This window comes from Chryseobacterium sp. UF-81, from assembly GCF_058245105.1.
Genome location: NZ_JBSIBX010000012.1, coordinates 110,935 through 129,387, shown reverse-complemented (window position 1 = coordinate 129,387; position 18,453 = coordinate 110,935). Strand labels below are relative to the sequence as shown.

Below are 18,453 nucleotides of genomic sequence, written 5' to 3'. Positions count from 1 at the left end.
TCTCGGCTCTTAAACCCGCCATTCACCATTCACTTGCAAAGCAAAATTCACCATTGACCTAATAATCCTACCCCATCGAATCCTTCTCCTTATGCCTGTCCTTCTCCGATTCATTCTCTGCAACACCGGCCTTCCAATAAGAATAGGCATTAAGCTCTTCTGAAGTCCAGTTTTTTTCTTTTCTCAGATACGTACGGATTTCTTTTACACTTTCAAACTCTGCCGCAACATATCCGAATTTAGTGGTTTCCGGAATAGCAATATCTTTTACAACATCTGCCATTTTACTGCTGATGTGTGGGATAGGATTATGAAGCCATTTAAATTCAATATCAGCTTTGGTTTCAAGGATCTGTTCATCTTCTTTTCCATGAACTTCTATGATGCAGACCCCTTTTACTGTTTCCGGTAAAGTTTCCAGCATCGCACTCAGAACAGGAATGGCAGTTGCATCTCCTACAAACAGGTACCATTCAACATCCGGATACATTTTTTTAGCTTCCGTCCTCATCATAATGCCAAGCTTGGAGCCGGGTTCAGATTCACGGGCCCATCTTGATGCAGGCCCACCATCGCCATGGTCTACAAAATCAATGATCAGCTCATTTTTTTCAAGATCAATGCCTCTGTGGGTATAGGTTCTTACGGCTGGAGCCACTTTTTTTGGCGGATAAACCCACTGACGGTTTTCATCCAGGGTTGGAAAATGAACTTCATCCAAACCTGCAGGAGGTACCGCAATCTTATTATTATCACCAATGGTGGTATTTTTAAACATATGAGCTTCAGGAGAGTACAGATACACTCTGATATAATGATCTGTGATATATTCTTTTCTTATCAGTTCTGTAACGATCCGGCCTGTTTGAATTCTTGTCATATACTTTAATTTAAATTCACACAAATTTAATTTTATTTTGTCTAAATAAAAATAATTAATTTAAAAAAAAGTAAAGCCCCACTAAAAAATTATAGCAGAGCTTTACTCGTGAAAAACAAGGTATCTTTAAACCGCAGGCCCGGCTGCGTCTTTTATTTCTTCTAATAATTTTTTTCTTTCCCTAAGTCTTCTTCTGGCAATGACGGATTTACCGCCAAGAACCCTGATGAATCTCAGATATTGGAACCTTTCTCTTCCGAAATGATGCGTCATTACATAAAGCAGCACTCCAAAACCTGTCAAAATAATATATCCGAAGATCTTTTTGCCGGAAACAAGGATGGCATTCAGCTGAAGTGTTTTCATATTCGCAGCTAATGTTTGAGGACTCACGGTCATACCGTCGATATACACCGCCAGATCTCCAACTGCCGTTATCTGAAAACGATACTGAAACCACGAATATAATGCTGAGAAAAATCCTACCGCCAGGAAAGTTCTCCATACCAGCACCAGTCCGATAGCAGCCAGCATATCATCCATTTCAAGTTTATCCAGAGTATAAAACCATACTGAAATAAACAGTGAGCACATCCCGAATCCTTTCAAAAACATCGGCAGGTACCAGTTCTCATAATTGAATTCTAAAACCATCGAAAAGTACATAATCAATGCATAGCCCATCATCGCTGAAAATCCCGAGAAGATGTACATTTTCAATGGTATTTCTTTTTTAAACCAGAATACAGCAATCACGCCTGCCAGAATAATTCCTGGAATCATAAGTATATTCAGTCTCGCATTTGTCTGCTGATCATATCCGAGAACTCCTACCGCAAAGGTATTCTGAAGCGAAGTCGTTCCTAAAAACATTCCCAGAAACAAAAGCATAAACAGTCCATGCTGTACATTATTTTTTTTGAATATCTTGAATGAAAGATAAGGTCTTTTTAAGGTAAACTGACGAACCACCAACAATGCAAAGCTTACAAAAGCAGCGATACTCGCATTCATAATATTTTTTGAATTCCACCAATCCTGCTGTTTCCCAAAAGAAAAAACATAAGCGGAAAACATAAACGTCGAAACAAACAACATGATGCTCATCCAGTCGATATAATGTAGCGGAACTTTTAGCGCAAAGTATTTATCATGCATACATATCCAGTGGATCAGGGCAAGAATGAAACACAATACCGCTGCAATGATATAGAAATGCTGCCAGTTGTAATGAATGGAAACAACCACCGCATAATAAGCCGCCACCTGGTTCATCACCAAAACAAAGGTGTAAAACAGTCCGTAAAACATTCCCCTGTTCCCGATCATCATCATTAACGGAAGAAATAGCTCTATCGTCACCATCATTTTTAAAAACCCGATAAACAAAGCTGTAAACACAAAGATCATGGGTTGCATCGTGGTGCCGTTAATATAGCTCAGTACCCCTAAAAGTACAAGCAAGACTGTCATTTTATCTCTCACCTTGAATCGCATCTTCAGCCTGAGAACGATCGGCATACAGGCACCCATCCCTATTGTGGTGGCATAGTTGGCCCACATAAAATATTCTGTCATTGCCCCGCTACCGCTCACCAGATAGCTGATGTTTCCGGTATACACCCCGCCAAGCGGCATCACTACCGCCAATAGCAGTACGATGAGCAGCAGCTGTACGGGTTTTGGCACCCAGTCGTTATATAATCCTTTGTTGTACATGAATTTAGAAGTTAGATATTAGAGGTTAGAAGTTAGGTATGGAAGCAGAAGATGGAAGATGGAAGATTGAAGTTGCTCTTTGTCTGCATATTTCTGCATTCCATATAAGTTCAGTTTGAAAAGATTAAAAAAAGTAATAAAGAGGGCCGGAAGTTATGATCAGCCTGCATCAACTTTCTTCTTCTGACCTCCGGCTTCCTTTCTAAAAATCTTTTAATCATAAAATTTTTAAATCTTTCAATCCTGATTAATATTCACATTCATATTCATTCCCGCGCTCAGATTATCCAGATCTTCTTTTTTATTAGAATTAGTGAATTCTATTCTGACTGGGATTCTTTGCTGCACCTTGATAAAATTACCTGTAGAATTATCCGTAGGGACACTTGAATATTTTGAGCCTGTCGCAGCTGAAATAGCTGTTACTACCCCTTCGAATTTTTTTCCGCCTAAAGCATCAGCGGCCATCATCATTTTCTGACCGATCCTGATATTTGGCATCTGGCTTTCCAGGAAATTAGCTGTTACCCATTTCTGACCATTCAGAACGATGGTAGCGACCTGCTGACCCGGCTGAATCAATTGTCCTTCAGAGATTGTTCTGCGTCCCATGATTCCATCGTAAGGTGCTGTGATGACAGTATAAGAAAGATTGATCTTTGCCATGTCCAATGCTGCTTTTGTTCTTTTGATTTCAGCATTATTAATTCCTAATTTGCTTTTTACCTCAGTTGTGGAAAGGTTAGCCGACTGTTTCTGATTGACCAAAGTCTCATACGCTGCTTTCTGAGCATCATATTCCGTTTTGATCTGGTCGTACTGTTGTCTGGTCACTGCTTCTGCAGCAAGAAGGTTTTTATAACGGTTTAAATTCTGCTCTGCATTCCATAATCTGGCTTTGGCGCCGGCGATATTGGATTCCATGACACTTACGTTATTGGAAACTGTATTTACAGATGAGCTTGTTGCCGATCTCTGGGCAATTGCATTCTGATAAGCAGCTTCCGCCTGACCTAACTGGGTTAATAATTCATTTTTATCCAGAACTACCAGGGTATCTCCTTTTTTAACCTTCTGGTGTTCGATGAATTTTATGTCTTTGATGTAAGCAGAAACCCTTGTATTGATAGGATTAATGAATTCTTCTACCTGGGCCGCTTCCGTGTAGGTTTTATCTCCGATATGGAAATATTCACGGACCAGCCAGAAAAGTCCGAATCCAATTATCAGAAATACAACTGTATTGGAAATAATAGCCCTGATTTTATTATTTTTATTCTGTTTCTTTTTAACTGCAGCTCCTGACTGTGCCGGAGCGGCATGAGTATTTTGAGTGGTTTGTTCCTTGTTTTCCATTATCTTGATTTTCAGTTTTACATTAAAGAGTTCCTGCAGCCTTCAGCAGGTTATAATATTGATACAGAACATTGATCTCTGCATTAGCGTAATCCAGTTCCGACTGTAGCTTCTGGTTCTGTGCATCAATCATTTCAGCCTGTACTGCCAATTGGTTTAAATATTTGGCTTCTGTGATCTTGTAGTTTTCTTCTGCCAGTCTTTTTGCGTCATTCAGAATATCTGCCTGCTGAACCGATTCCTGGTACTTTACGTACGCTGCATTGACAGCCATATCTACGTTCTGCTGAACCAGTGTCACGGCATCATTTGCCTGCGTTTTCTGCAGTTCACCCAACTTTACTTTCTCTTTTGTTTTATATAAATTATCAATATTATAGCTCAGAGAAACGCCTGCCTGCCATCCTCCGGAATACATATCCAAAACAGGATTTCTTGTGGTAACCGGACGTTGTAAAGTATAGCCTCCGAATCCGGAAAGGGTTGGCAGCTGATCTGTTTTGATGATCTCAATGTTTTTATTGGCTACATCTATATTCTTCTCTGCAGATTTCAACTGAGGATTGCTGTTGTGGGCAAGATCCATATAATAATCCATACCTATTCCGGATTCCTTATCCGTTAAACTTTCAACGGGAATGATCTCCGTTTCGGAAGGAAGCCCCAAGGCAATATTTAAATTGTAATTAAGGATCTTTTTATTATTCGTCAATGTCAGAATTCCCTGATCAAGATTTTTGATCGCCAGTTCTCCACGGATCACCTCATTTCGGGTCACCATTCCCTGCTGGTAGAATTTCTGTATATTTTTCAGACGTTCCTGAGCGAGCTTTTTATTATTTTGAAAAACAGCTTCCTGATTGATCATTTTATAGATGTCCAGATAATTGGAGATCACCAGAAATTTTACATCAAGCTTATTTTTTTCAAGATCCAGTTCAGAAAGCTGCTCCCGAAGGCCAGCCATCTCAATGGATTTATTCACCAAACCTCCTTTAAAAATCAGCTGGGTTGCCTGTACAGCATATGAGCTTCCGTAGTGAGGCATCGGGATATTGGTTGAATTCGAAAAATCTTTATCAATCGCTACAGCATCGCCTAAATAGAACTGGCTTGTAGAAGCTGTAATATTAGGAAGCTTCTGAAGTTTTGCAACATTTGTATTTTGTTTTGCAATGTCAATATTCTGTGCAGCCACTTTTAACTGCTGGTGATTGTTTACAGCCATATCGGCGACTTCACCTTCGGTCATCTGTTTAATCTGTTGAGAAAAAAACAGCGCAGGAAATAAAGCTACCACTAATGATAGTGCTGTTTTTATATTCTTTGTCATTTTACCTTGTTTTACGAAGGCAAAGTTACGGCAGCGAAAAAGTCAATCAAATGTTTGATTTTTGGAAAAAGATGTTCAAATGTAAGATTTTAATTTTCGAACTGGTGCCTGTACTGTCGTGGGCTTACTTCAAGATGCTTTTTAAAAAAGTGAGAGAAAGCATATTGATCACTGAAGCCAAGGATAGATGAAATTTCCGAAACAGGTTTATTGGAGGAGTTCAAAAGCACTTTTGCCTCATTCATCACGATTAAAGCAATGATCTGCCTGGCAGATTTTCCTGTAATGGATTTCACTACGGAAGAAAGATGTCTGGTTGTAATCGACTGCCGTTCGGCATAAAACTCAACACTCTTTTCCGTCAGGTGATGTTCTGACAGGTCTGTCAGAAATACAAAAACGATCTCTTCCTGCCTGGACATCTGGTTCATAGAATTATTATCTTCTTTGGAAATAATCCCGGCCATCTGGTAGCAAAAAACAGAGAAAAGATGCTCCACCATTTCTTTTTTATAGAGCATTTCTGCATCTGTATCCAGAATAAATTTCAGGAAATTGACGCTTTTCCAGACCACTTCCATTTCGTTTTCAGGAAAAGGTACGCCTCTATTCATCTGCTGACGAAAATAACGGTACGTAATCAGCCTGTTGAATTTCAATGAAAGTGCAGAGATAAATTCTCTTTTATAAGAAACCATTCTTGACTGGAAATCTCCGCTTACGGAAACCATCTCATAAATTGTCTGCGGATCCGTAACCATAAACATATTGGCAGACAGCTCCAGGTCACTGAAATGCTGACGGAGCTTTATACTCCCTGATTTAATGAAAATGAAGGCAGGATTTTCCGGACGGAAAGGTTTATCCGCAGAAATTCTCTCGAAAATATTGTGCTGGGTAAAAATTTCAACACCAAATTTTTCTAAGGCTGACATAATACAAATGTAACCAATATATTCTGTGCCTACAATATTTAGTCTTCCAGGGAATATACCGCAAAGCTCGCCAGCCAGTGGTCTCCACCGTAATTCCCTTGAAACAATAAAGGAAGTCCTTTGGCTAAAAATATATCCGCCGTTTTCTTAAAACCTTTTTTCAACGGATGCCCCTCAGGAAGTGCCTTTGATATCCCTTTCATACACCAGGCTTTGGAAAAGGAAAGACCAACCAGATGAACGGTCTGATAATCGCTCAGGTCACTTACAACCGGGATTTTTTCAATATTCTCCAGGCTTCTTTTTTCATAAAAGTTATTCAGCCACAGGACAAATTCCTTTTGGGGCAGTACTCTTCTCATCAGATCTGCAATTTCAAGGCTCGGCGAAAAGAAATCGGATCCATCCGGCTCAAGATAAGCGGGAGTTTTCTGATCTTTAACATAAAAGTACCTGGCCTTTTCTTTCAGCTGATTTTCGAATTCCTGATCATGATTTGCTTTAGCCCAATCGATTGCGAAAGCCAGGCCAAAAGCTGTATTTGGATGAACTCCGGTTCTGTTCGGATAGGTTTGTTTGGGGAGATAGGCTTTCCATGATTTTAAAATCTGATCGGTAAGAGGTTTCAGATTCTCATGCCAGATCTTGGCTTTTGGATGATTCCATGTGGTCAGCTCTTCATCAAGTTTCAACAGCCAGGCCCAGCCATAAGTTCTTTCAAATGTGGTGGTCAATTCATATTTTGTGAAATAATCGGCTTCAGCCTGCAGGTTTTCTTTACCTAATGAATTGTCAAGGATTTTTTCAATATCTTTTGCATTGGCCAGATTGGGTTTTGTTTTCAGCAATCTCACAAGCATCCAGTGTCCGTGAACGGAACTGTGCCAATCGAAACAGCCGTAAAAGCTTGGGTGGAGATCTTTTGGAGTCAGAGTTACTTCGCCGGCGTTATTGATGATGTGTGCCGTTTTATTTGGATATTCCTGATTGATGCAGTGAAGTGGTTTTTCCAGTAATTTACCTGCCATTTCATCGGTAAGTTTCGGAACTTCCTGGGCACAGATCAAGAAAGGAAAAAACGTGAATGCTAAAAGACTTTTTTTCATTCAATAAAAATAGAAAATAATTTAGATTTCTGATTGCTTTTAGACCTATTCAAAAAACAGACTTCAATATTTTTTATAGAATCATATGAATTTTTAATTAAATACAGTTTTAAGCATGCTTTTTGATAAAGATTCTGTAAAAAATATCCATGAAAGAATTATTTTTACCTTTATGTATACTCCTTTTGCTGAGCGGATGTAAGAAATCGGAACTGGAAGCTGTAAATTACTCTCCGGCGGTCTCCGCTGACAAAGTTGCTGCCGCAGAATATGAGGTACAGCCTCCCCCAGCACCAAAAGAAATGTATCAGGCAGCTATTTCTGAAAAAACAGAAACAGTAAATAAATCTGCTCAACCTTCCGTAGCCCCTAAAAAGATGGATACTATCGCTAAGAAAATCATTAAAAACGGGAATATGAAAATCCAGGTGGGAGATATCAAAAAAGCCCAGACTCAGGTGGGAGATATTCTGAAAAAAAATAATGCCTATATTCAATCTGAACAGTTCCAAAACACTGATGTAGACGATAATCTGGATCTGGTCATCCGCGTACCGCATAAAAATTTCGATGCATTGGTGAATTCATTTTCTGACGGTGTGGGTTCTGTTTTATCCAAGAACATTTCGTCTGATGATGTGACCGAAGAATACACTGATGTTTCCATTAAATTAGCCAATAAAAAGATCTATCTCGAGAAATACCGCGATATGCTCAGAAGTGCTTCTACTACAAAAGACATGATCGAAATCCAGGAAACCATCCGGGAGCTTGAAGATGAAATTGATCTAGCTGAAGGCAGACTCCGATTCATTGATGACCGTGTGAATTACAGTACGCTCAACCTGAGTTTATATAAAGAAAAAGTGAGAAGTTCTGCAACCTCAAAGATTGGTTTTGGGAGCCGTTTCGCAGATTCTGTGACGCAAGGCTGGAACAGTTTCATGAGTTTTCTGCTGGGAATCATTTCCTTATGGCCATTCTTACTTATTATCCCTATTCTGATCTTTTTATGGAGAAAATGGAAATCAGGGAGAACAAAGCCATAACACGTTTTGTACAGATAATAAAAATCCGGATACCATTACTGATATCCGGATTTTTACTGCATGATCAATGATTTAAGCATTGTAGAAATCTTTAACGGTTTCGAGTACCTGCTCATCCGACATTTTTTGGGCTGAATCTAATGTTATCGTTAAATTTTTAAATTGAGCTGTATCGTGAAGATACTTTTTAAGCTCTTCCTGAATAGTTCCAGGACCTGTAATGTAAACTTCCTGAGAATTGGTCAGGAGATGTTCTATTTCTTTAAAGAACTTTACCCTATTAGTACGTTCTGCATTATTTCCTGCATTTTCACTTGAGTTTCCATGCTGTATTTCTGCTTTTACAGGACTGCAAAGGAAAAACTTGAATGCATTCTGAGCATCGTGATTCTTTACAACAATTGCTTTTTCTGTATCTAACCAAAGTCCTGCTAATTTCTTGTCTGACATAATTTATTTTTTTGTGTTATAAGCTCTATAGAACAAGAATGATGCAAAGGGCATGTTAAGGGCTGTTAAATGTTTTTTATAGGTAAGTTGGTAAATTTCAAAACTGATTAATGATTTATAAACTCTTACAGATTTAGCAGATCAAGCTGATTTTTTTCTGAACTTTATAAGGAGGTGTAATCTATGAAACATTAGTCCTTGAAAATATTTAAATTAGTAAAGATTAAAACACAAATAAAATGGATGAAAATGAAATTTCTTATATCGTAAGAAAATGCATCTTTAATGTATACAATAAGCTGGGACCAGGTCTTTTGGAAATTGTTTACCAAAAAATTCTTATTTATGAACTACAAGAGAATGGACTCGATGTAAAAACTGAATCAGCAATTCCAATAGTATATGATGGTAAAGAATTTGACTTCAGCTTTAGAATTGATATCCTGGTTGAAGATAAAGTAATTCTGGAACTCAAATCCGTAAAGAACCTGAATGATATTCATTTTAAACAACTGGCTACTTATCTGAAGCTTTCCAATAAGAAACTGGGACTGTTGATTAATTTTAATACAACCAATATTTTAGATGGAATAAAAAGAGTGGTTAATAATATTTGATCTCTCGCAGATTTAGCAGATCGAGCAGATCTTTTTATGAGTATTATAAATCTGCGTAATCTGCTAATCTGCGAGAAAAAATCATTTCCAATACAGCAATATTACACCATATATCAAATTCGCACTATAGAGATTGCTTCACCTGCGGTTCGCAATGACGAGAGGTACTATTTTCCCAACACGAAAACAGCAGGTATCTTGTGGAGTTCCGGCTTTACTTTTTTCCATTCATTGATGGTTTTTGTCTGGATGAATTCATGCTCGGGATCGTTGATATTGGCAGCGATGCAAAGTTTTGTATTGGGAGAAAGGAATTTTGTAAGGTCCTCAAAAAGCGGATTGTTCCTGTAAGGAGTTTCCATAAAAATCTGAGAATACCCAGTCTGCTGCACCAAACTTTCCAGGCGTTGAATCTGCTTTTTCTTTTCGCCCTTATCTATCGGAAGATACCCATGAAAAGTAAATTCCTGTCCATTGAATCCACTGGAGATTAAAGCTAAAATAATAGATGAAGGTCCTGAAACAGGAATCACTCTGATATTTTTCTCATGACACCATTTCACAATCAGATTTCCAGGATCAGCAATACATGGAAGGCCAGCCTCAGAAAGGAGTCCGAAATCCTGTCCTTGCAGCATCAGGTTCTGGGCTTCCTTGATATCAGCATTTTCCGTGTATTTATCGAGCAGGAACAGCTTCAGGTCAGACTGCTTCTTTTCAGGAGCAAAGAATTTAATAACCTTTCTGGCCGTTTTTTCATTTTCTACAAAAAAATAGTCCGTCTGCATGATATAATCTTTCAGAACAGGTGAAAAGTGAGTGATAGAAGTATTTTCTGATAAATAGGCTGGCAGTAAAAAAAGCATTTTATTGTTTTTGAGTTCTTTCTTTTAGTGAAGGCTGAAGGAAATATTCTGTAAGATCCATAGAAAAAGTAACTGAAGTAATTTTCCATATTCCGTGGATCTTCATCAGGGTCCAGATTTCTTTGCCCCAATTTTCCATTTTTCCCTCATACCAGAAACTGTAATCAAAATTGGCAGAGGCTACAGCTCCGTCTTCTATGATCTTGATATTGTCGAATCTTTCTTCGGATTTATCATCTTTGAAGCTTCTGATAAAGGCTTTATAATCATCCGTAAAATAGTATTCTGCTTTCGAATTTTTTTCCAGACGTTTAGCCTGGGTTCTGTCATTATAAATTCCGGTCCAAAGAACGGGATCCTGGAATAAAGATACAAATTTGGCTTCATCCCTGGTTTTGATACACTGCATAAATTCTTCCATTACTTTCCGGATTTCAGTTTCATCCTTAGTTTGGGCAAAAGAAAAATTAAAGCTTAAGAGAATTACGAGGATCAATATTTTCATATTATGATAGAATTTGGTTTTTAATAGCATCACAGCCCTTATCCAACAATTGGAAAACGTCTTCAAAATCCTTCATATCTCCCCAGTACGGATCTGGCACCTCTGCATTTTTATGATCTCCCAACGCAGACATAAATAATGATATTTTCTGGCGCTGCTCTTCATTTTGTGCTTTTGAGACCACATCTTCGTACACATCAATATCCATACAGTAGATCTTGTCAAAGGTTTCAAAATCAATCTTTGTAATAGGCCTTGACCTTTGTTTTGAAATATCAATATGATGGTTTGCAGCTGTTTTTACAGCTCTTTTATCCGGAGCTTCCCCTTCGTGCATAGAAATTGTTCCTGCCGAGTCTACAAAAAAGCTTTCAGGGACTTTCGTCTTCATAATACCTTCTGCTAAAGGACTTCTGCAGATATTCCCGAGGCAGACCATTAATATTTTCATATCATTTTATTAGTTGAAAGATAAATGATTTATACATAAGACAATTAAGAATGTCAGATCATAACTTCCAGCAGCAAAACTAAATAAAAAATGAAGAATAAAACGATTATTCTCCATTTCAATTATTAAGATTAAATTATTCTTTATTTTTTGATTCTTTCCGCAAGATCTTTTACGTATTTCTTCACTTCTTTATCAATTTTTGATACATCTTTAATGGTATCACAAGCGTACATTACCGTTGAGTGATCTTTTCCGCCCATCTCTTCACCTATCTTTGTAAAGGTAGCATTAGTAAGCTCTTTTGAAAAATACATTGCCAATTGTCGCGGAAGAGCAATTTCTCTTTTTCTTGTTTTTGAAAGAAGCTGTTCTTTTTTGATTCCGAAATAATCGCATACCACTTCCTGAATATAGGGAATATTGATCACTTTCTTCTGGTTGGCTGCAATCTTATTGATCGTATCTTTCAGTAATTCAAGGCTTAAATCTGTTTTATATACGGTAGAATAAGCAATCACAGAATTAATGACCCCAATAAGCTCCCTTACATTGGTCTTAGCTTCAGCAGCAAGGAAATCCAGCATATCACCCGGAAGAACAATACCGTCCCGGCTCAGCTTGTCTACGATGATCTGTCTTCTTGTAGAAAGATCCGGTGATTTGATCTCGGCAGAAAGTCCCCATTTGAAACGGGAAACAATTCTTTCCTGAATATCCATGATATCTGCAGGTGCCTTATCTGAGGTAAGGATAATCTGCTTTCCGTTCTGGTGAAGGTGGTCAAAGATGTGGAAGAAACTGTCCTGTGTAGCAGATTTACCGGACAGGAACTGAATATCATCAATGATCAGAACATCAACCATTTGGTAGAAGTTCGCAAACTCGGTCTGCTTATGGGCTTTCGCTGCAGAAATGAACTGCTGGATAAATTTTTCTGAAGACAGATAAAGCACTACTTTATCCGGAAACTGATTTTTTACCTCAAGACCTACAGCCTGTCCCAGATGCGTCTTTCCCACGCCATATCCTCCGTGAAGAAATAATGGGTTGAAAGCTGTTGCTCCCGGTCTTTTAGCAATTGATCTCGCCACTGTAGCAGCAAATTTATTGCTTTCTCCTTCTATATAATTATCAAAAGAATAATCAGACTTCAGGTTCGAATCTATATTTACTTTTCTTATACCCGGAACTACAAAAGGGTTTACAATGTTTGCAGAGAATCCCTGCGGCATTGTTTCCTGCATTTTGGGAGTAGGAACGCTTTTTCCCTTCATATTCATAGTCACTGGCTTTTCCTCTCCGGTAGGCCTGTTTTCCATGACAGAGTACCATAGTTTAACTCCTTTTCCAAGATTTTTCTTCAGGGCAGCAGAAAGCAGGGACAGGTAATTATCCTCAATATATTCCTTGTAAAAATCGCTCGGCACTATAAGCGTAAGGTTATTGGCAACCAACGAAAGTGGCTGTACCTTATCGAATAGCATGTCGAAGGATTTTTCAAGCTTCTTAAGATCAGAATTATCCTCAGCTGCGTTCAAATTATCACGCATGAACTGAAGACACTTCTGCCATATCATCATTAAATTTTCATCCATATTTATGCCCCGATTAAATCTTTGTTAGTACTTTTTGTAGAAGGAAGACAAAGGTCCAATTTTTTCTTTTCAAAAAAAAATATTGCAGGTATTGATTATTTAAAAATATATTTGTATGCGCAAATAAGGACTAACAATGATACATACAACTCACTCAATACGAGTACGTTACGGAGAGACAGACCCTATGAAATATGTGTACTATGGCAACTATGCAGAGTATCTTGAAATTGGCAGAGTGGAACTCTTCCGAAGCATAGGAATGTCATACGATGAAATTGAGAACCAAGGAATTTGGCTTCCCGTTTCAGATTATAAAATTAAATACATCCGCCCCGCCCTGTACGACCAAAAATTGGAAATTCATACCTACGTTAAAAAAATTCCGGGGGTAAGAATTGAATTTGAATATGAAATTTTCAATGAAGAAGGGGTAAAGATTACAGAGGCATCCACTACCCTGTTCTTTCTGGATGCAAAAACCAACAAAATCATCAGATGTCCGGATTTTCTGATGAAGCTTATTGAGGAAAACTGGTTAACAGGTGGCAGATTATAGGTAGCAGGTTACAGACTATCAGACTACCAATAGATACTAAGATATAATCAAGGAAGGAGATGGTTATTTTTAAACTAATTTGCATCTTTGCATCTCTAAGTATAAATTCAATATAATCTACGTTTTAATATATCACATATGAAGATCGCATTCTTGGGACCCCACGCCAGTTTCACACAACTGGCAGCCACACAGCTTTTTCCGGGGGAAGAACTTGTACCGCAGGCCAATATTTTGGACTGCTTTAATGCTGTTAACAGTGGAGAAGCTGAAAAAGCTGTTGTTCCTTTGGAAAATTCTATTGAAGGCACTGTTTCTATGACGCTGGATTATTTATATAAAACGCCTTCCATCAAAATTGAAGCAGAAGGAGTAATGCCTATTGCCCATCATCTGATGATTCATCCTGAAAACAGGATGGAAGAAACAGAAAAAATATATTCGCATCCGCAGGCTCTGGCCCAAAGCTTCCATTTTCTGGATACCCACTATAAAGAAATAGCGAGACAGGATTTTTCTTCTACAGCAGCAGCAGCAAAATATGTTTCTGAAAATAAAGATCTTAAAATAGCCGCTGTAGCCAACCAGTTTGCCTCCAATCTGTATGGATTGAAAATTGTTCACCGTAACATCCAGGATTTTGAGCAGAACCATACCCGTTTTATTGTCATCACCAAACAGCAGCCTGCTTATCAGAACACCCATCTTGAAGTTTTAGGAGAAAAATCCGGTATGCTGATCAATCTTCCGGAAGATCATGCGGGTGGACTTCATCAAGTCCTGTCTGTTTTTGCCTGGCGAAAGATGAACCTCAGTAAAATTGAATCCCGGACACTGAAAACAGGGCTGGGCAATTATTTCTTTTTTATCAATGTAGTGGGAAAATGGGAAGAAATACTTCACGGAAATGCTCTTTTAGAGCTTCAATCAATTAATGCAGAGGTGGATTTTCTGGGTAATTATAAGGAATTTCTTCTCGAAAGCTAAAAAAAATATATTCGTAATACAAATCAATTAACACTGCTATTTTTGCAGTGTTTTTTATTTATGATCATATTTACGGTCAAAATAATTGAAATAAAATACTACAATTACAATTTAAAACATCATAAAAATGGCAAAATTTTAAATAAGTTAAAAATATTTAATTCATAAAATAATGATATATTAAATAAAATATCTATTTTTACTCCGCACTAATTTAAAAAATATTAACACATAAGCACATTACGGAGAAATATACATTATAAAATAAACATTTGTTTAAATTATTAACACAATAATAATTAAACAATTAAAAAAAACATAATGCAAGGCATGATTTTTGCATTCAATAATTCTAAAAACTAATTGAAAAGCTTACACTAATGAAAACTAAAATTTACAATCTGCTCTTAGCTTTATTCGCACTTCCCGCTTTTTCACAGGTGGGCATCAATACAGCTAATCCAACCGCTACATTGGATGTGAATGGAACTTTAAAAGTAAGGGATACTCAAATGATACCCGCTTTGCCTGGATATACCATTATGGTAGTCAATGACGGAACATTTCAAGTTGCCAAAGTAGACCCTCAGGTAATTATCGATCTTGCCACAGCCGCAGCCGGTGTTAACACTTCTGTTTATGCTGCGAAGAAAACTACTGGAATCACTCTGGTTAGTTTAGGCCTCTTCCCAACCGGATTCCGAGCGGTCAATTTTCTGGCTTCTGAGAGAACAGTAGGATCTGCAGCACTATTCTCTGATACGGACAACACGTATACAATACCGTCTAACGGGGTTTACGAGGTAGGATTTTCCTTCCGTTACGGCGCAGGCCTTCAGGCTGCCATACTTACCAATACTCCGGGGATCGGAATTTTCAGAAACAGAGGTGGAGTCGGTACTCTTATTGACAGCCGTGTATTCAGTGGTTTAACAATTCCGCTTGTTTTAAGCTTAACTATTTCTGAAAGTACTATCAACTCACTGTATACATTCCAGGCCGGAGATAAAATTTCATTTGGACTTACAGGATCTTCAGCCCTTGAAGCAGGATTATTAGGAACAAGTATTGGATCTTTCCATATTTACAAAGTATCTAATTAACAGATACATTTAATCACTCTGCACAGTTAATCCATCACATATTCTGTGATGGATTAATTTTTTATCCTGTTACATTTATTTATATTTGATAAAAACTAAAGAATGAGCGGGTTTCTTGAAGTCATATTAATCATTGTGGTCGTCTTTCTGATCTTCAACAATCTTAATCGTAAGATCAGGAAGCTTGAGAAGGAGGTTTCTGATCTACAGGTAAAAATCAATCATACTCAACAAAATACAGATACCCTCCAACAAGCGATGGCCAATGAAGAAAGTCCCGTATCACATCAGGTACAGGAGATCACAGCGCCTGAAGAAAACATTTCTGGTAAAGTTCACCAAGAGCCTCAAAGGGACTGGCTGGAACCTGTTTTTGAGTTCTTAAAGCAAAATATTTTGACCATTATTGGTATTTTCACGCTTGTTCTTGGAATTGGCTACTTTGTAAAATATGCCATAGATAAAAACTGGATCGGAGAAACGGCAAGAGCAGGAATAGGTCTGGCAGTCGGAGCCGGAATTATGCTGGCAGGGCATTTTCTGAGAAAAAATTATGCTGTTTTCGCATCCATCATCACAGGAGGCGGAATTGCCGTTCTCTATTTTACCACTACCATTGCTTTCCGTGAATATCACCTCTTTACCCAAAATACGGCTTTTCTCATTACGACTATTGTTACCATTATTTCTATTATCCTCGCCTATTACTACAAAAGTGAGGTATTGATTATTTTTGCAATGCTGGGAGGTTTTTCAGCTCCTCTGATGATCAGTACAGGAGCAAGTAATTATCTTTTCTTATTCACTTACCTGACCCTTCTGAATATCGGCATGCTCACCACTGCATTTTTAAAACACTGGAAAAGCGTGGGATGGACTTCTTATGTTTTCACCAGTATCTATCTTTTCTTCTGGACTGTAAAACAGCCTGAGCTGCTCAGTATAGTTTTTTATATCATCAATTATGTTATTTTCTATATTTTCGCGCTTCAGGATCATATTAAAAAAAATATACTTTCACCATGGGACACTTTAATGTTGGTGTTAATTAATTTTTCCAGTATTATCGGTCTTATTTATATATTCCACACTTTAAATTACGAACCTGTAATTATTTTCCCGCTTCTTTTTGCCTGTGTTAATGCCCTACTGCTTTTAAGAGAATATGGAAAAAAGAGCTTTGGTTTCAGCTATTCTATTTTTGCGGCGCTTACGATCAGCCTTATCACCATAGCTGTCGCCCTGCAGTTCAAAAGCCATCTTATTACCAGTGTCTGGGCTGTAGAAGCAACACTTCTTCTTTATATATGGAAAAAAAGCGGGCACAGCATTTTCAAAACATGCTTTTATGTACTTTTCCCTCTTGTCATTATTGCACAGATCATGACCTGGTCGGAGTATCTGAATAAAGACCGTATGGCCGTTGTGTTCAATCCCGTCTTTTTAACGAGCCTGGTGACTGTTACCACTACGATTGTGAACTTATTTTTACTGAAAAGGATCAACGAAACACAGAAACAGAAGGATCATTTTTTTGAAAATGTTTTTGCGGTTGTTGGTTACAGCATTATCTATGTTGCGTTGCTGCTGGAGATCAGCTATCATATTTCGGACATGCCCTGGCCAGCTGTTGTAAGCATTGGTCTGCTGTTCAGTATTTATTACATTTTTATACTTTTAATATTCAGGAAAAAGCTTGATATCGAAAGCATTATCCAGACCGGACTTATCTATCTGCTTTTTATTCTTATTGCTTTAAATGCGTCATTTGCCGCCTCAGCAGTCGTTACAGCGGTTTTACAGAAAAAGCTTACATTCGGTTTTTATATGATCCATCTTCTTCACTGGATTCCCTTTGCCTATATATTGTGGGGTGTTGCTTCCCGTACTGGTTTTTATAAGACAAAGCTCTCTTACTGGATCATTTCAGTAACACTTGTTATTGCTGTGAGCTGTGGATTCTATCACACTTACATTCTAAGCTCCGCAGATGACATTTCGCTGATCTATAAAACCAAAGAACATTTTAACATTCTTTATCTTCCAATCATCTGGACTGTTCTTGCGAGTATTTTTATTTACATCAGCTTAAAAAAGAATATTCCTGAATACAGCAGAATTGGCTTTGTACTTATAGGAATTATGGTACTGAAGCTCTATAGCTATGATGTGTGGCAGATGGATAATATCTCAAGAATTACTGCTTTTATCCTACTGGGCGTAATTTTATTATTGAGCTCTTTCACCTTCCAGAGACTGAAAAACATTATCAGAAACATGGTGGATGCAAAGAAGGAAGAAAAGGAGGAGGAATAGAAGCTGTTATTATTTATTAAGTCGAAACTATAGAAATACCTGTTTTAAAATCAAAAATCCTTAACAAAAGTTTTTATTTCTAAACAATATTTAAAATATCACAAAAATTCATTCACATTTTGTAAAAATTAATTATATTTATCCAGTTTTTAACAGCTATACATATTCTGGTTATGAAAAAAATACTCTATTCTTTTTTAATATTATCATCTGCAGCATTATCTGCCCAGAAAAATCCTTCTGTAAAGTTTGCAGTTGCCAATGACGTAGTGGGAACAGTGGGTATGTTCAATGCAAGAAAAGCCATTGTTCAGAGCTCTAATGTCTACAAAAGTCCTTCAGGGCTTCCGCAGGGTTTAAAAAAATACAGCTTCATGGCAGAAAAAGGTTTGACGGAATTTAAAATCAAAAACGGCTATGAAGGCTTGGATGTAATATCTTTGGCTCAGCTGAACTCACAGTACGGACTGCCTGAAAACACTCCGGTTTTTATTGAAGGCTATGAGTTTTCCGACAGCAATACAAAAATCTACGGTGACATCATAGGCAATGCAGAAGTTAAGGATTACAATGGAAAAAAAACCGTATTTCTAAGCACAAGTGCTTTAAAATAAACGACACGT

The 18,453-nt window shown here is 37.7% G+C and carries 18 protein-coding genes; 7 read left to right on the top strand and 11 right to left on the bottom strand.

All coding sequences use genetic code 11. The features are described from left to right. Nucleotides 1–67 precede the first annotated feature (67 nt). The 6 genes from AC4IFE_RS16390 to AC4IFE_RS16365 all read right to left on the bottom strand — a co-directional run bounded on the left by AC4IFE_RS16390 (nucleotide 68) and on the right by AC4IFE_RS16365 (nucleotide 7,329). The gene (locus AC4IFE_RS16390) at nucleotides 68–880 is read right to left on the bottom strand and encodes a siderophore-interacting protein (RefSeq protein ID WP_490758213.1); all 813 of its coding nucleotides are present in this window, start codon (nucleotides 878–880) and stop codon (nucleotides 68–70) included. A 126-nt stretch (nucleotides 881–1,006) separates the two neighbouring features. Next, nucleotides 1,007–2,599: an efflux MFS transporter permease gene (locus AC4IFE_RS16385; RefSeq protein WP_490758212.1), complete on the bottom strand. Its 1,593-nt coding sequence runs from the start codon at nucleotides 2,597–2,599 to the stop codon at nucleotides 1,007–1,009. A 237-nt stretch (nucleotides 2,600–2,836) separates the two neighbouring features. Next, nucleotides 2,837–3,955: an HlyD family secretion protein gene (locus tag AC4IFE_RS16380; RefSeq protein ID WP_490758211.1), complete on the bottom strand. Its 1,119-nt coding sequence runs from the start codon at nucleotides 3,953–3,955 to the stop codon at nucleotides 2,837–2,839. A gap of 22 nt (nucleotides 3,956–3,977) precedes the next feature. Next, nucleotides 3,978–5,288: a TolC family protein gene (locus AC4IFE_RS16375; protein ID WP_490758210.1), complete on the bottom strand. Its 1,311-nt coding sequence runs from the start codon at nucleotides 5,286–5,288 to the stop codon at nucleotides 3,978–3,980. A gap of 89 nt (nucleotides 5,289–5,377) precedes the next feature. Beyond that, entirely contained in the window at nucleotides 5,378–6,223 is an 846-nt protein-coding gene (locus AC4IFE_RS16370) for a helix-turn-helix domain-containing protein (RefSeq protein ID WP_490758209.1), read from the bottom strand. Between the two features lie 38 nt (nucleotides 6,224–6,261). Beyond that, nucleotides 6,262–7,329: a DUF2891 domain-containing protein gene (locus AC4IFE_RS16365; RefSeq protein WP_490758208.1), complete on the bottom strand. Its 1,068-nt coding sequence runs from the start codon at nucleotides 7,327–7,329 to the stop codon at nucleotides 6,262–6,264. Nucleotides 7,330–7,478: 149 nt separating this feature from the next. Between AC4IFE_RS16365 and AC4IFE_RS16360 the strand changes: the two genes are divergently transcribed. After that, nucleotides 7,479–8,378: a DUF4349 domain-containing protein gene (locus AC4IFE_RS16360; RefSeq protein ID WP_490758207.1), complete on the top strand. Its 900-nt coding sequence runs from the start codon at nucleotides 7,479–7,481 to the stop codon at nucleotides 8,376–8,378. A gap of 72 nt (nucleotides 8,379–8,450) precedes the next feature. On the opposite strand, the gene AC4IFE_RS16355 is transcribed toward AC4IFE_RS16360, so the two are convergent. Continuing rightward, complete coding sequence (locus AC4IFE_RS16355) at nucleotides 8,451–8,828, bottom strand: hypothetical protein (protein WP_490758206.1); 378 nt, start codon at nucleotides 8,826–8,828, stop codon at nucleotides 8,451–8,453. A gap of 239 nt (nucleotides 8,829–9,067) precedes the next feature. Here AC4IFE_RS16355 and AC4IFE_RS16350 point away from each other — a divergent pair, with 239 nt between their 5' ends. Then, entirely contained in the window at nucleotides 9,068–9,445 is a 378-nt protein-coding gene (locus AC4IFE_RS16350) for a GxxExxY protein (RefSeq protein ID WP_490758205.1), read from the top strand. Between the two features lie 167 nt (nucleotides 9,446–9,612). Here the strand turns inward: AC4IFE_RS16350 and AC4IFE_RS16345 are convergent, their stop codons facing one another. The 4 genes from AC4IFE_RS16345 to dnaA all read right to left on the bottom strand — a co-directional run bounded on the left by AC4IFE_RS16345 (nucleotide 9,613) and on the right by dnaA (nucleotide 12,865). Beyond that, nucleotides 9,613–10,311, bottom strand: a complete 699-nt coding sequence (locus tag AC4IFE_RS16345; protein ID WP_490758204.1) for an SAM-dependent methyltransferase — start codon at nucleotides 10,309–10,311, stop codon at nucleotides 9,613–9,615. Between the two features lies 1 nt (nucleotide 10,312). Beyond that, a complete protein-coding gene (locus AC4IFE_RS16340; protein ID WP_490758203.1) occupies nucleotides 10,313–10,816 on the bottom strand; it encodes a Cif family virulence factor in 504 nt (167 codons plus the stop codon). Nucleotide 10,817: 1 nt separating this feature from the next. Next, nucleotides 10,818–11,267: a low molecular weight protein-tyrosine-phosphatase gene (locus tag AC4IFE_RS16335; RefSeq protein WP_490758202.1), complete on the bottom strand. Its 450-nt coding sequence runs from the start codon at nucleotides 11,265–11,267 to the stop codon at nucleotides 10,818–10,820. Nucleotides 11,268–11,410: 143 nt separating this feature from the next. Continuing rightward, a complete protein-coding gene (gene dnaA / locus AC4IFE_RS16330) occupies nucleotides 11,411–12,865 on the bottom strand; it encodes a chromosomal replication initiator protein DnaA (RefSeq protein ID WP_116011449.1) in 1,455 nt (484 codons plus the stop codon). A gap of 136 nt (nucleotides 12,866–13,001) precedes the next feature. Here dnaA and AC4IFE_RS16325 point away from each other — a divergent pair, with 136 nt between their 5' ends. The 5 genes from AC4IFE_RS16325 (at nucleotide 13,002) to AC4IFE_RS16305 (ending at nucleotide 18,444) form a co-directional block, all read left to right on the top strand. Next, complete coding sequence (locus AC4IFE_RS16325) at nucleotides 13,002–13,424, top strand: acyl-CoA thioesterase (protein WP_490758201.1); 423 nt, start codon at nucleotides 13,002–13,004, stop codon at nucleotides 13,422–13,424. A gap of 138 nt (nucleotides 13,425–13,562) precedes the next feature. Continuing rightward, entirely contained in the window at nucleotides 13,563–14,411 is an 849-nt protein-coding gene (gene pheA, locus AC4IFE_RS16320; protein ID WP_490758200.1) for a prephenate dehydratase, read from the top strand. A gap of 380 nt (nucleotides 14,412–14,791) precedes the next feature. Continuing rightward, complete coding sequence (locus AC4IFE_RS16315) at nucleotides 14,792–15,514, top strand: hypothetical protein (RefSeq protein ID WP_490758199.1); 723 nt, start codon at nucleotides 14,792–14,794, stop codon at nucleotides 15,512–15,514. Between the two features lie 102 nt (nucleotides 15,515–15,616). Next, nucleotides 15,617–17,830 (top strand): DUF2339 domain-containing protein, encoded by a 2,214-nt coding sequence (locus tag AC4IFE_RS16310; RefSeq protein WP_490758198.1) that lies wholly within the window; start codon nucleotides 15,617–15,619, stop codon nucleotides 17,828–17,830. Between the two features lie 173 nt (nucleotides 17,831–18,003). Further along, nucleotides 18,004–18,444, top strand: coding sequence for a hypothetical protein (locus AC4IFE_RS16305; RefSeq protein ID WP_490758197.1), 441 nt, complete (start codon nucleotides 18,004–18,006; stop codon nucleotides 18,442–18,444). Nucleotides 18,445–18,453 lie beyond the last annotated feature (9 nt).